The sequence below is a fragment of the Sphingomonas sanguinis NBRC 13937 genome, assembly GCF_001591005.1.
Classification (GTDB): Bacteria; Pseudomonadota; Alphaproteobacteria; order Sphingomonadales; family Sphingomonadaceae; genus Sphingomonas; species Sphingomonas sanguinis.
Map to the genome: position 1 here is coordinate 22,898 of NZ_BCTY01000040.1, position 11,969 is coordinate 34,866.

At 63.1% G+C, this 11,969-nt stretch carries 12 protein-coding genes; 8 read left to right on the top strand and 4 right to left on the bottom strand.

Going from position 1 to position 11,969, the window contains the following annotated elements:
* Nucleotides 1-7: 7 nt before the first annotated feature.
* The gene (locus SSA01S_RS14370) at nucleotides 8-931 is read right to left on the bottom strand and encodes a LysR substrate-binding domain-containing protein (protein WP_061780905.1); all 924 of its coding nucleotides are present in this window, start codon (nucleotides 929-931) and stop codon (nucleotides 8-10) included.
* Between the two features lie 128 nt (nucleotides 932-1,059).
* Between SSA01S_RS14370 and SSA01S_RS14375 the strand changes: the two genes are divergently transcribed.
* Entirely contained in the window at nucleotides 1,060-1,833 is a 774-nt protein-coding gene (locus SSA01S_RS14375) for an SDR family NAD(P)-dependent oxidoreductase (protein ID WP_061780906.1), read from the top strand.
* 179 nt (nucleotides 1,834-2,012) lie between these two features.
* On the opposite strand, the gene SSA01S_RS14380 is transcribed toward SSA01S_RS14375, so the two are convergent.
* Complete coding sequence (locus SSA01S_RS14380; RefSeq protein WP_061780907.1) at nucleotides 2,013-2,441, bottom strand: hypothetical protein; 429 nt, start codon at nucleotides 2,439-2,441, stop codon at nucleotides 2,013-2,015.
* A 192-nt stretch (nucleotides 2,442-2,633) separates the two neighbouring features.
* Here SSA01S_RS14380 and SSA01S_RS14385 point away from each other — a divergent pair, with 192 nt between their 5' ends.
* The 3 genes from SSA01S_RS14385 to SSA01S_RS14395 all read left to right on the top strand — a co-directional run bounded on the left by SSA01S_RS14385 (nucleotide 2,634) and on the right by SSA01S_RS14395 (nucleotide 4,489).
* Nucleotides 2,634-3,194 carry a sigma-70 family RNA polymerase sigma factor gene (locus SSA01S_RS14385; protein ID WP_061780918.1) on the top strand — a complete coding sequence of 187 codons (561 nt, stop codon included), beginning with the start codon at nucleotides 2,634-2,636 and terminating at the stop codon, nucleotides 3,192-3,194.
* Nucleotides 3,184-3,855 carry an anti-sigma factor gene (locus SSA01S_RS14390; RefSeq protein ID WP_061780908.1) on the top strand — a complete coding sequence of 224 codons (672 nt, stop codon included), beginning with the start codon at nucleotides 3,184-3,186 and terminating at the stop codon, nucleotides 3,853-3,855. The genes SSA01S_RS14385 and SSA01S_RS14390 overlap by 11 nt, the downstream gene beginning before the upstream one ends.
* 82 nt (nucleotides 3,856-3,937) lie before the next feature.
* Nucleotides 3,938-4,489, top strand: coding sequence for a fasciclin domain-containing protein (locus tag SSA01S_RS14395; RefSeq protein WP_061780909.1), 552 nt, complete (start codon nucleotides 3,938-3,940; stop codon nucleotides 4,487-4,489).
* Between the two features lie 200 nt (nucleotides 4,490-4,689).
* On the opposite strand, the gene SSA01S_RS14400 is transcribed toward SSA01S_RS14395, so the two are convergent.
* Nucleotides 4,690-7,089: a TonB-dependent receptor gene (locus SSA01S_RS14400; RefSeq protein WP_061780910.1), complete on the bottom strand. Its 2,400-nt coding sequence runs from the start codon at nucleotides 7,087-7,089 to the stop codon at nucleotides 4,690-4,692.
* 186 nt (nucleotides 7,090-7,275) lie between these two features.
* On the opposite strand from SSA01S_RS14400, the gene SSA01S_RS14405 reads away from it, so the two are divergent.
* From SSA01S_RS14405 to SSA01S_RS14420, 4 genes are all read left to right on the top strand, one after another.
* Nucleotides 7,276-9,054 carry an arylsulfatase gene (locus SSA01S_RS14405; RefSeq protein ID WP_061780911.1) on the top strand — a complete coding sequence of 593 codons (1,779 nt, stop codon included), beginning with the start codon at nucleotides 7,276-7,278 and terminating at the stop codon, nucleotides 9,052-9,054.
* Entirely contained in the window at nucleotides 9,051-9,917 is an 867-nt protein-coding gene (locus SSA01S_RS14410; RefSeq protein WP_061780912.1) for an SUMF1/EgtB/PvdO family nonheme iron enzyme, read from the top strand. The genes SSA01S_RS14405 and SSA01S_RS14410 overlap by 4 nt, the downstream gene beginning before the upstream one ends.
* Nucleotides 9,918-9,980: 63 nt before the next feature.
* Entirely contained in the window at nucleotides 9,981-10,337 is a 357-nt protein-coding gene (locus SSA01S_RS20260) for a transposase (protein WP_082795110.1), read from the top strand.
* Nucleotides 10,338-10,843: 506 nt separating this feature from the next.
* On the top strand, nucleotides 10,844-11,293 hold the full coding sequence (locus tag SSA01S_RS14420; RefSeq protein ID WP_061780913.1) for a DUF6641 family protein: 450 nt from the start codon (nucleotides 10,844-10,846) through the stop codon (nucleotides 11,291-11,293).
* Nucleotides 11,294-11,318: 25 nt separating this feature from the next.
* On the opposite strand, the gene SSA01S_RS19610 is transcribed toward SSA01S_RS14420, so the two are convergent.
* On the bottom strand, nucleotides 11,319-11,831 hold the full coding sequence (locus SSA01S_RS19610) for a hypothetical protein (RefSeq protein WP_156477826.1): 513 nt from the start codon (nucleotides 11,829-11,831) through the stop codon (nucleotides 11,319-11,321).
* Between the last annotated feature and the right edge of the window lie 138 nt (nucleotides 11,832-11,969).

Here is an 11,969-nt window from a genome sequence, read left to right on the forward strand (position 1 = left end):
GGAAATTTCATTGAGAATATTGTGTTTTCGGTGCGGTGAGGAAGGTGCGCAATCGGGGCACCAAAAAGTCCAGCACCGCGCGCGTCCGCGTCGGCAACCGCCGCCGACCCAGGTACAAGGCCGCGACCTGTTCTTCGTCACCGACGCCGTGATCGGCCAGCACCTCTACCAGCCGACCCGCCGCCAGGTCATCGCGGACATGATATTCGCCCAGCCGGGCAAGCCCCGCGCCCGAAACCGCCAGTCGCCGAACCGTCTCGCCATTGTTGGCGAGCAGATTGCCCGTCACCATCCGGTCGATAATGCGACCGCCCGTCCGCATCGGCCAGACCGGCTGCGCGCGCTGAAAGTTGAAGCCCAGGCAATTGTGTCGATGCAGGTCGTCTACACGGCGCGGCGTCCCGGCACGCGCCAGATAGGAGGGTGACGCGACGATCAGACGGCGCGCGCGACCGATCACCCGGGCCGTCAGCGAGGAATCGCGCAGGCCCCCGACCCGGAATGCGATATCGGTGCGTTCCAGATACAGGTCCGTCATCGCGTCCGACAGGGAAAGGTCGATGACGATCGCGGGATGCGCTTCCCAAAAGGATGGCAGCAACGGTTCGATGCCAAGCGTTCCAAACGCAACCGACGATGTGATCCGTACCGTCCCTTTCTCGCTGGCGCTCCCCGTCACCAGATCGCGTTCGAGCGTGTCGAGGTCGTGCAGCATCCGTATGGCGCGTTCGTGGTAGAGGCGTCCCTCGGCGGTTAGCGACAGGCGCCGCGTCGAACGCTCGACCAGTTGCACGCCAAGGCGCTCCTCCAGCCGCGCGACCAGCTTCGATATGGTCGATGGCGTCATCGTCAGGTGTCGGGCGGCCTCCGAGAAGCTGCCGGTTTCGGCGACCGCGACAAAGACCTGCATTTCGCCAGCGCGGTTGTCCATGCGATCTCACCTGTGATTTTGGTTCACAACTTAAATGGCCGTTGGCCGTGTTATCAACCGGTTGGGCGATCGCCAAATTCCTGAGCAACGGGCGCTGTCGCGCTCCTTGCGAACGGAAAGGCTACAGGATGGACCTCGATCTGAAGGGAAAGACGGCGCTCGTCACGGGCGCGACAGCCGGGATCGGCCTTGCGATCGCGCGGCGTCTGGCGGCGGAAGGTGCCCATGTCGTCATCAGCGGGCGCCAGTCCGCCAAGCTGGAGGCGGCGGCGGCGGACATCGGCGCGCGCGGCATCCTGGCGGACCCCGCCACAGCGGAGGGCGCGGAGACGTTGATCGCGGCGGTGCCGCAGGTCGACATTCTGGTCAACAATCTCGGCATCTATGAGGCCAAGCCGTTCGGCGAGATCACCGATGCGGACTGGCGCCGCTTTTTCGAGATCAACGTGCTGTCCGGCGTGCGACTGGCCCGTGCCTATTTCCCCGGCATGATCGCCCGCAACCAGGGGCGGATCATCTTCATCGCCAGCGAGTCCGGCGTGATGGTGCCGCCCGACATGATCCATTACGGCATGACCAAGACCGCCCAGCTCGCCGTCTCCCGTGGCCTCGCCGGACTGACAAAGGGCACGGCCGTGACGGTCAACACGGTCATGCCCGGCACCACCCGGTCGGAGGGGATCGTCGACTTCCTGAAGAGCGTGGCCGATGACCCGGACGCCCCGATCGCGGAAATCGAAAGCGCCTTCTTCGCCCGCGACCGCGCCACCTCGCTGATCCAGCGCATGATCGAGCCCGAGGAGATCGCCTCCATGGTCGCCTATCTCGCCAGTCCCTTGTCGGCGGCGACCAACGGCGCGGCCCTTCGTGTCGACGGAGGCATCACGCCGACGATCGTGTGAGCCGTTGCAACGGGCTGGCCGCTGCGCCTGCCAGTCCGTTGCAGCATCTCGACCCATGGCACTGGTCGTCCCGACCACTTTGCGGTCGGCATCGTACGATCGGGCACGATCAAGCGGGCGGCCTCATCTGTCGGCAAAGACCCGCTCGTCCTCTCAAGGTGATGCGAGCCCGTCGGAACCTAACGTGTTGTCGCCCGGACACCGGCAGGGAGCATATGGGGCGGGCAGTAACGATATTCGGTGACCGGACCGCGGGTCTTGATGCCGAATGTGAGCGCATCGCGGATGCTGATGGTCTGGCGCTCGACAGATCGAGGTGCCGGCCCCGCTCCAGCGTCGATGCACGATTGGCTGACCTCATAGCGGCTGCCACGGCGCGCCAGAACGCGGACGCGGCATTCACGGGAGTGCGGCGTACTGATGCCCCGTCCGTCATATTCCCGGATTGCCGCATTGGGTGCCGACGCGCAGGGAGTACCCTTCTGAACATAGATGCCTGGCTTTAACCGATAGACACCGCCTGGCTTGGCCGACGTATCGACACTGGCGATTGCGCCGGTCGCACCGGTCAGCATGCTGATGGCAGCGGCAATGTTCATGAGGCGCATGGTGTCGATCCTTCCGAAATCTATCCGACCTTAAAGACGTGAAGCTGAACGAAAGGCACAGGACCGCAGACCCAATCCGCTTGAGGTTTTCTATCGAGGCAGTCGTTTTTCCCGCCCCAAGCCGATTGCCCGGCGGACATGCGCACATGGTTGCCTGCTGCGCAGCGCGTCGGTATCCCGTCTAGAGTGACGATGAATCAACCTGACAGTCGGCAGGAGCTTGTCAAAGCCTTGGTCGCGACCGGGCGCGAGGATCGTGCCGCTTTTCGCCAACTATATGCCCTCACGTCTGCGCGGCTGTTTGGCGTCTGCCTTCGTATATGTGGCGAACGACAGGCGGCGGAGGATGTTCTGCAAGAGGTCTATGCTATCATCTGGCGACGTGCCGGTGCCTATGAACCGGGTCAGGCCAGTCCGTTTGCCTGGCTGGCCACGATCGCCCGCAATCGCGCTATTGATTATCACCGGGCCTTGGGCCGACGCCCCACCGCGTCATGGGACAACATAGCGGAGCCGGCCGCACCGAGCCGTCTGGCTCTCGACACCATGTTGCTGGACGAGGAGGAGCGCAAACTCCAAGGCTGTATGGATCGTCTCAGCGACACGCAGCGCGACGCCATTCGAACGGCCTTTTTCGAGGGGATCACCTATGCCGGGCTTGCCGAACAGCAGGGGCTTCCGACCAGCACCATAAAGAGCCGGATCAAGCGCGGCCTCGAACGGCTCAAGGAGTGTCTCGACGATGACATCTGATGAGACCGATCTGACCGCAGCGGAACTGGCGCTTGGAGTCCTCGAGGGTGACGAGCAGGCTGCGGCGTTGCGTCGCATGCTGGATGATCCGGCCTTTGCGCGGGATGTCGCACTGTGGAGGCGGCATCTGGCTGCGCTTTATTTGGAGGTCGAACCGGTCACGCCGAGCGCCGAGCTGGGACGCAAGATTCTGGCGGTAGGAGACAATGACAACCACCGTGCCGGCCCGTGGCGGGCGATCGCCGGTATCGCCAGTCTGGCGGCAGCCATCCTGTTGACGGTTGTCGTGACCCGCCCGGACACGCCGTCTATCCCATCGAATGCCAGCAAGCCTTCTCCCTTGCTATATGCTGTCCTTACCCCCGAGCGGGCCACGCCGATCACGGCCTTTTTTGATCCCAGTACCCGCACATTGAAGCTGCGCGACGCACCATCCGTTGCGAGTGGCCAGGATGCGCAGCTATGGGCGATCGGGCGTGACGGCGTTCCTCACGCGGCGGGTCTGCTGGGCCGTGTGCCCGGGGCCCCCCTGAAAATTTCTCCTCAGGTCACCGTTGCTGCCGGGACCACCTTGGCCATTTCGATTGAGCCGACGGGTGGTTCGCCCAAGCCGACCCCGACGGGACCTGTCGTTGCAACGGGACAGCTTGCGGAAATTTGAAAAGTCGATGGGCGTCGCTGCGTCCAAAGGACTGTTGGCGACGTAATCCCAAAGCCGCACTTCATGCGGCGGGAGAGATCGCATGACTTTGATGATCCGTGGCGCAATGATGGCTGTCGCGCTCACCTTCGGCACGGCCGCTGTTGCCGCCCCCCGCAACCCGATGGTTGGCGGGGCGATGATGTATCCCACCAAGACGATTGTCGAGAACGCTTCACAGTCGAAGGACCATACCACCCTGGTCGCTGCGGTTAAGGCGGCTGGCCTGGTGGACACGCTTTCCGGTCCCGGACCTTTCACCGTGTTCGCGCCGACCAACGCGGCTTTCGCGAAACTGCCCGCTGGCACCGTCGACACCCTGGTGCGGCCGGAAAACAAGGATAAGTTGACCTCGATCCTGACCTACCACGTCATACCCGGCCGCATCACCGCCAAGGATATCGCCGCCAAGGCAAAGGCGAATGGTGGGACGGCGACCTATACCACCGTTCAGGGCGAGCCGATCATGTTCAAGAAGGCGATGGGCGGATGGGCCATCATGGATGGCAAGGGCGATGTCGGTCGCATCACCACCGCCGATGTCATGCAGTCCAATGGCGTCGTACATGTCATCGATACCGTAATGATGCCATAACAGGCTGCGGATCATGACAGACGGGTGGGGGACATCGTCGCCCCACCCGAACTGTCGAAGTGCTGTCTTTTCGCGCGCAGGCGGCGAAGCGCCGCATGATCGTTTATATAGGGCGTCCAGGAAAGTCATTGAGGCCCAATAGATTCAAATGGTTATTCGTCGGTAAGTCGTCATCTTTCAGTGTTTTCTGATGAGAATGCTCACCACTTAGTTCGTAGCGTAAGACCGTAGGTGCGCGGATCGCCGAAAGTGGCCGCGATGGCGCCGGTGTTGTTTGCCGACAAGGACAGGTAATAACGGGAGCTCGTTATGTTTCGACCCCAGAGTTGAATATCGTAGCGGCCGTCCAGCGCACGAACGCCCAAACGCAGGTTGAGCAGATCATAGCCGGGTATGTCGGAATAGCGGCTCAGGCTGGCGGTGCTGTTGGTCGCCGAGCGATAGCTATAATCCCCGCCCGCATAGACTTCGGCATCCTGGCCGAAATTCAGACCCAGCGGGCCGCGCACTTCACCCCCGGTGGAGGCGGCCCAGCGCGATACGCCAGGCAGTCTCTGGCCGCTGAGGTCGCACAAGGTCCGCCCGGTGATTTCGATCGGGCAGGGAGCGTTGGCGTAGGAGATGTAGCGTGCATCGTCGTACGTGCCCGACCCATAGAGCGTCAGCCAGCGGGTCGGAGTGGCACGGAGATCCGCTTCGATTCCCCGCGTCCGAACCTTGGCGGCGTTGGTGAAGAAGCTGACGCCGTTGCGCTCCACATCGACGATCGTGGTCTGATAATCCTTCACGTCGGTCCAGAAGGCGGCGACATTGGCCGTGACATGCCCATCCGCCCAGCTTGTCTTGGCACCGATCTCGTAGCTGTCGATCGTTTCGGGCCGGATGACCGGATTGGCGGCGAACTGGCCGGTGGTGGTGATGTTGGCGAGGTTCAGGCCGCCGAACTTGTTGCCGCGCGCATAGGTCGCATAGGCGAGGATCGGCGAGGCGATTTTCCACGACAGTGTCGCCTGCCCCGACAAGCGCCCGGCTTCGGTGCGTGCTTGATAGGAATTCGCTATCCCGTACCGCGCGCGGATCGCCTGTGCTGCGGTCTGCTGCGCCGGCGTCAGACCTGCGAGCGAAGCCCCGGTCGCGCCCTGATCAAAATAACCGGACTTGGTCTCGTAGGTGTAGCGCAGGCCGGTCGTCAGATCGACCGTGTCCGTCAGGTGCCATATCGTTTGCGCAAAGGCGGCGTAGCTGTCCGTGACGGGCCGCGAATGGCTGACGACGTTATAGGCGTTGAGCGCAACCGCCCCGACCGTCGCATTGGTGGTGGGGGGCAGGAACCAGTCCGCAGCGCGGCTGCCATAGCGGTTGACCGCCTCCGCCTCGATTGACTGATGGAGATAGTAAAGGCCTGCGACATAATCGACGCGCCGCGTTCCATTGGAGGCGATGCGCAGTTCCTGGCTGACCTGGCGCTGCTCGTTGCTCTGGTGGAAGTCGGCGCCCGCATCCAGGCTGGTGCCGTCACCATCGTTGTGCGGATACCAGTTCCACGCACGATAGGCCGTGACCGAGGTCAGCGTGACGGGGCCGGCATCCCAGTCCGTCGTGACGTTCACCCCGTGCTGGTTCATCCGGTAGCGCGGATTGGCGTCGGTGTCGGTAGTCCGCAGCGCCGGGTTTGCCGCGACCGGCGAATAGCCCAGCCGCGCGGATCGGTCATAATAGTTGTTCGGGAACACCGCGCCGTTGTCGTAATTCCGGATGGCCCCCAGCAGGATGCTACCGGCCGTGAAACTGTTCTGCCGCCCCCAGTCGCCGATGATCCGCATGGTGAGGGTGTCGCTCGGCTTGTAGAGCAACTGGCCGCGCAGGTTCAGGTCATGGAAATCCTGCCCGTAACGGCCGTCAAAGCGGTTCAGGGTAAAGCCGCCGCGATCGGTCTTGGAGACGAACAGCCGCGCCGCCAGATGCGGGGTGAGCGGACCGGAAACGAAGGCGTGAAGCTGGCGGAAGTCGTAATTACCCAGGCTGGCATCACCGCCCGCCTGCCAGTCGAAGGTTGGCAGCTTGGTCGAGACCACTACCGCGCCTGCGGACGTGTTTTTGCCGAACAACGTGCCCTGCGGCCCGCGCAGGACCTCGATCCGTTCCAGATCGGCCAGGTCGAACACGGTCTGGCCCGGCCGGGCGAGATAGACGCCGTCGAGATAGACACCCACCGCCGGCTCCAGGCCGTCATTATAGACCGCCACATTGTTGCCGAGCCCCCGGATATTGATGCTGGTGTTGCGCGGGTTGGTGTTGGTCACGACCAGGCTGGGCGTGAGTTGCTGGAGATCGCGCAGATTATAGGTACGCGTCGACTCGATCTGGGCCGAGCCGAAGGCGTTGATCGCGATCGGCACGTCCTGGCTCCGCTCGGTCCGGCGGCGCGCGGTGACCAGGATATCGCCGCTCGTGCCGTTACCGGCCGGATCGGTAGCCGAAATATCCGATCCGGGATCGGGAGCGGTCACCAAGGTCTGCTGCGCGAGCGTTGGTTGGGCCAGGATCGCGGCGCCGGTCACAAGCAGGGCGCGGCCTGCCCGGATATAGCATGTCGGCATGAACTCCCCCTTTGGTTCATTGGCTGAGAATGCGACGCATGCCGCCCGCCTATGGCTATGGAGCGCGCCCATCGAAGCGAACCAAGTAATTCCTACTGATCCAGTAGAGAATATATCATTGTCGGGGTGGCCCCGACGTTTATGCCTGTGGGGGCGCTATCGCGGTGATCGAAAAGGGGAGCAGACATGATCGGTGGGAAACTTCTGGCCGCGGCGGTCCCCGCGCTGATCGCGGCCGGTCCGGTGGTTGCCCAGGTCGAGCCGGTGACCCAGGCCGCCGCGACGCAGCAGCAGGCACCGAAAGATGCGCCCAACTTCCTCGTCATCGTCGCCGATGATCTCGGCTGGTCCGATCTGGGAGCGTTCGGCGGGGAGATCGCGACGCCCAATCTCGACGCGCTGGCCCTGTCGGGGGTACGCTTCACCGGATTTCACACCGCCCCGACCTGTTCGCCGACCCGCTCGATGCTGATGAGCGGCGTCGACAATCATGAGGCGGGTCTGGGCACCATGGCGGAGCTACTCGGCCCCGCGACACGGGGGCAGCCGGGCTATGAGGGCTATCTGAACGACCGTGTCGCCTCGATTGCGGAACTGCTGCGGGCGGGCGGCTATGCGACGTTGATGGCGGGCAAATGGCATCTGGGCCTGACCCCGGAGCGCGAACCGGCCGCGCGCGGGTTCGAGCATAGTTTCGCGCTGCTCCAGGGCCTTTCGAACCATTTCGGTGCGGATCAGGACGCCGCGTGGTCGAAGGCGGGGCTGGCGCCCAGCTACCGCGACGACGGCAAGCCCGCCCTTCTGCCGAGCGGACATTACTCCGCCGACTATTTCGCCGACCGGCTGATCGGCTATCTCGACGCGTCGGCCCGATCGGGGGATCGGCGGCCGTTCTTCGCCTATCTTCCCTTTACCACCCCGCACTGGCCGCTTCAGGCACCCGCAGAGACGATCGCCAAATATAAGGGCCGCTACGATGCGGGCTATGAGGCGCTGCGCGCCGAGCGGCTGGCGCGGCAAAAGGCGCTAGGCCTCGTATCCGCCGATGCGGTCCCGCACCGGTTGGAACTGGCGCGTCCCTGGTCGTCGCTCGCCCCGGAGGAGCGCGCGATCGAGGCACGCAAGATGGAGGTCTATGCCGCCATGGTCGATCGCATGGACCAGAATGTCGGCCGCGTCATCGCCGCGCTGAAGGCGCAGGGGCGCTATGACAACACGATCATCCTGTTCTTCGCCGATAACGGTCCGGAGGGGAATGTGATCGAAGCGCCCAGCCCCCGCTTCAAGGTCGGCTCGCCCGATGCGGCCCTGCCCCCGGCGCAGGTGCTGGGCATCGACAACAGCCTGGACAATATCGGCAAACCGACCAGCTATGTCGGCTATGGGCCGGGTTGGGCGCAGGCCAATTCGGTGCCGTCCTGGCTGGTGAAGGGCTATACGACCGAGGGCGGCATTCGGGTCAGCGCCTTTGCGGCGGGGCGCGGCGTGGCGGGCGGCGGGCGGATCGCCAACGCCAATCTGGACGTGCGTGACGTCGCACCGACCTTGCTCGATTATGCCGGACTGCGCCAGCCTGGCCAGTTTGCGGGCCATGCGATCCTGCCGCATGAGGGCAAGAGCTTGCGCCCCGTGCTGGCTGCCAGCGCGGACGGCGTGCGCTCCGCCGACGAAACGCTCGGTTATGAGCTGTTCTTCCGCCGGGCGCTGCGTCAGGGGGACTGGAAGATCGTATTTCTCCCTGCGCCGACCAATCGCTATACGCGCGGTGGGGTCAGCACGGGGCGTTGGCAGCTTTTCAATGTCGCTCGCGATCCCGGCGAGACCCGGGATCTCGCCACGGCGGAGCCGAAGCGGCTCGCCGACCTGGTCGGCGCCTATGACCTTTATGCCAAGACCAAGGGCGTGGTGCCATTGCCCGCCCAAGCCGCAGCCGAGACCGCGCCCGCCCCGGCCGCGCGACCGTGAGGACCGGTGCCGCCTTGCTGATCGCGCTGGCCGCATCGGCCGGTCTTGGCGCACGACCGGTGCCATCGTCGCAGCGTTGCCTTGCGGGCGACGGGATCGTCGCCGTGTCGGAGGGGACGGTGATGCTGGGCGAGGATGGTGATAGCCGGCCGGGGCGCCTGGTGCGCGTAGCGGCATTCCGCATCGACGCACACGAAGTGACCAATCGCCAGTTCGCTGCCTTCGTCACGGCCACCGGATACCGCACCCAGGCCGAGCGGCAGGGGGCATCGGCGCTGTTCGTGTCACCCACTGAGCCCGTCTCGCTCGACGATGCCGCGCGCTGGTGGCGCTGGACCAAGGGAGCGGATTGGCGGCATCCCCTGGGGTCGGACAGCGACTTGGCGGGCCGTGCGAACGAGCCGGTCGTCCATGTCGATCGCGACGATGCCGCTGCCTACGCGCGTTGGGCGGGCGGTGCCCTGCCCACCACGGAGCAGTGGGAGCGAGCGGCCCGCGGCAACCAGAACGCGACCCGAGATCCGGTCGAATGGGCCTTTGACCATGGCAAGCCGAGGGCCAATGTTTGGGAGGGCGTCTTTCCCATGCGCGATACCGCCGAGGACGGTTATGCCGGGATTGCCCCTGTCGGCTGTTTCGAGGCGAACGACCTGGGGCTGTACGACATGGTCGGCAATGTATGGGAGTGGGTGGCGGGCGATCAGGATATCGGCCTTGTCAAAGGCGGCAGCTTTCTATGCGCGATGAATTATTGCGCCAATTTCCGTCCGGCCGCGTATCAGGCGCAGGAGCATGACCTGCCCACATCGCATATCGGGTTCCGCGTGGCCTATCCGGCGGTTTCCAGGGTCAGGACTCGTTGATCATAGCCGGAAGAATACGGTGGCAGCGAGGGCGGTTGGGAAGCGGTCCTGGCGGATAGCGACATGGTGCCAGTCTTTCAGGCGGCCGAACATCATTTCGATGCGGCTGCGGTGCCCATAGCGGCGTTTATCGTACCTGGCGAACACGATGCTGCTCTACCCAGGAAGCAGCCCGGTGCCTGGTGGGTAGCCGACCGGCGGGTGATCTCTGGCATCGTGCGTGTGCTGAAGATCGGCTGCCGCTGGTGCGACTGCCCGGCCGATTACGGGCCATTTACGACGATCGACAACCGGTTCAAGCGCTGGCCGCGCCGTGGCTTCTGGCTCAAGCTGCTCGGCGCGCTGGTGAATGTTCGCCGAGCGGCTCAACCCAGCAGCGTCAGAACGTCGCGCAACTGGACGCCAGCGAGCGAAGCCTGAGGCTTCAGCTCGAACGAGGACCAAAGCGCATCCCAGAGGATACGATTGCCCAGTTCGGCAAGCTGATCAGCGAGCAGCTCAGGGGAGGAAACCCGGCACGACGAAAAGCCTATGTCCGGCCGCTGATCGACAACGTCCGAATGGACAACCAGGCTATCCACATCCAGGCCAGCAAGGCGGCGTTGGAAAGCGCGGTCGTGCGGGACGGCGATGCCGCCATATTCATGGTGCCGAATTTTGACCGGAAGTGGTGCGCTTACAGGACTCGAACCTGTGACCCCCGCATTACGAAGACCCGGATCTTCTCGTAACTCCACGGGATCTCGCAGATTTTTTGACCGTTTTAACCCTCTATGACACTCCCAATGCTCACAATCTGAACCTTGGCGTCTCCGAATAGGTGCAAGATCACAGTTCGCTAACGGCCTGTGACAATCGGCGGCCAAACAACACCGTTGCCCTCTTTTCCTTCCGATTGGACGCCCAGTCCGACAATATCGGGAGAAATGACGATGACGGTGCTTTCCTCACTGACAATGGTGGCGTCTGACCGGGCCGCAATGCGGGTCCGTGGTATTGAGTCGATGCGTCAAAAACTGATCGATCGTATCGGCGACCAAATCGAGTTAGCAAAGGCTACTGAGGCCGGTTTGCCCTTCCAGCGTATCAAATATCGGCGGGTCCGAGATTTGGAAAGCGAAGAGGTTACCGAAACTGCCGTCAAAACCCGCATTCGTCCTTGGTGGACGCGGGATAAAGACGGATCAATTCTCCTATGGATCAAATACGGAAATCAGGTTCTGGAGCTGCAAAGGGGGAAGCCCGCTATACGAGTTGCCAGCAACGCCGATTTGGTTGGAGCACTCGAGACGGTTCAGGCTGCAGTACGGGCTGGCGAACTCGACAAGGTTATTGAGGCAGCAGTCAATCAATTCAAAAAGCGCTTCAATAAATGAAATAGGAGGGGCAATGCCCCTCCCGTTATCCGAAATCCGCTGAGGCCACAGGTCCCCCTGGGCCATATGTCGTTAATTCGACAGTCTTTTCGTCTTTGCGGAAAATCGAAATGCAATATCCCTGCCCAGACCCGGAGCATTCTTCAATCTCTGGATAGGGTTTGCATTCCTCCTCGCCGATCGAAGGGCAGGGGTCTTCAAAGCCACTGGCTGGCACGTACCCCTGACTGATGAGTAACCTTTTTGCGATTGGGTACTCCATATCCTCTTTGAGGTTCAATTCGGCCATGTCGTCAGACGACGCGGCTTGCTCATCAGCGACTGAATTCGTCTCAGTTCGAGGCGTCGACACGGCGTTGGTCGGCGGGGCGTTATCCAGCGGCTGTACCGTTATAGGTGCGACAGCCTCTTTTGGTGGGGTGGGCGTCGGTTCGGTCACAGGTGCCTTTTGGGATACGACGAAAAGGGTGACCCCGATCCCCACGCACACCAAAACGAACAGCATGCCAACAACGGCGTGAGAAGGGCTGCGCTTCATTCGAAGGTGTCCTCTCGCCATGCATGGATCGCTTCAACGAGTTCGACGTGGCGGTCGTGTATCGAGATGATGGTAGCTGTCAGACCTATCAGCATGATCAGAACCGCGGCCACGGCCAAGCCACCAGCGACATAAATT

Coding starts and splice junctions, on each gene's coding strand:
- SSA01S_RS14385 (WP_061780918.1), top strand. CDS start 2,634: ATGAATCAACCTGACAGTCGGCAGGAGCTTGTCAAAGCCTTGGTCGCG.
- SSA01S_RS14420 (WP_061780913.1), top strand. CDS start 10,844: ATGACGATGACGGTGCTTTCCTCACTGACAATGGTGGCGTCTGACCGG.
- SSA01S_RS14400 (WP_061780910.1), bottom strand. CDS start 7,089: ATGCCGACATGCTATATCCGGGCAGGCCGCGCCCTGCTTGTGACCGGC.
- SSA01S_RS14380 (WP_061780907.1), bottom strand. CDS start 2,441: ATGCGCCTCATGAACATTGCCGCTGCCATCAGCATGCTGACCGGTGCG.
- SSA01S_RS14370 (WP_061780905.1), bottom strand. CDS start 931: ATGGACAACCGCGCTGGCGAAATGCAGGTCTTTGTCGCGGTCGCCGAA.
- SSA01S_RS14395 (WP_061780909.1), top strand. CDS start 3,938: ATGACTTTGATGATCCGTGGCGCAATGATGGCTGTCGCGCTCACCTTC.
- SSA01S_RS14390 (WP_061780908.1), top strand. CDS start 3,184: ATGACATCTGATGAGACCGATCTGACCGCAGCGGAACTGGCGCTTGGA.
- SSA01S_RS19610 (WP_156477826.1), bottom strand. CDS start 11,831: ATGAAGCGCAGCCCTTCTCACGCCGTTGTTGGCATGCTGTTCGTTTTG.
- SSA01S_RS14375 (WP_061780906.1), top strand. CDS start 1,060: ATGGACCTCGATCTGAAGGGAAAGACGGCGCTCGTCACGGGCGCGACA.
- SSA01S_RS14405 (WP_061780911.1), top strand. CDS start 7,276: ATGATCGGTGGGAAACTTCTGGCCGCGGCGGTCCCCGCGCTGATCGCG.
- SSA01S_RS20260 (WP_082795110.1), top strand. CDS start 9,981: ATGGTGCCAGTCTTTCAGGCGGCCGAACATCATTTCGATGCGGCTGCG.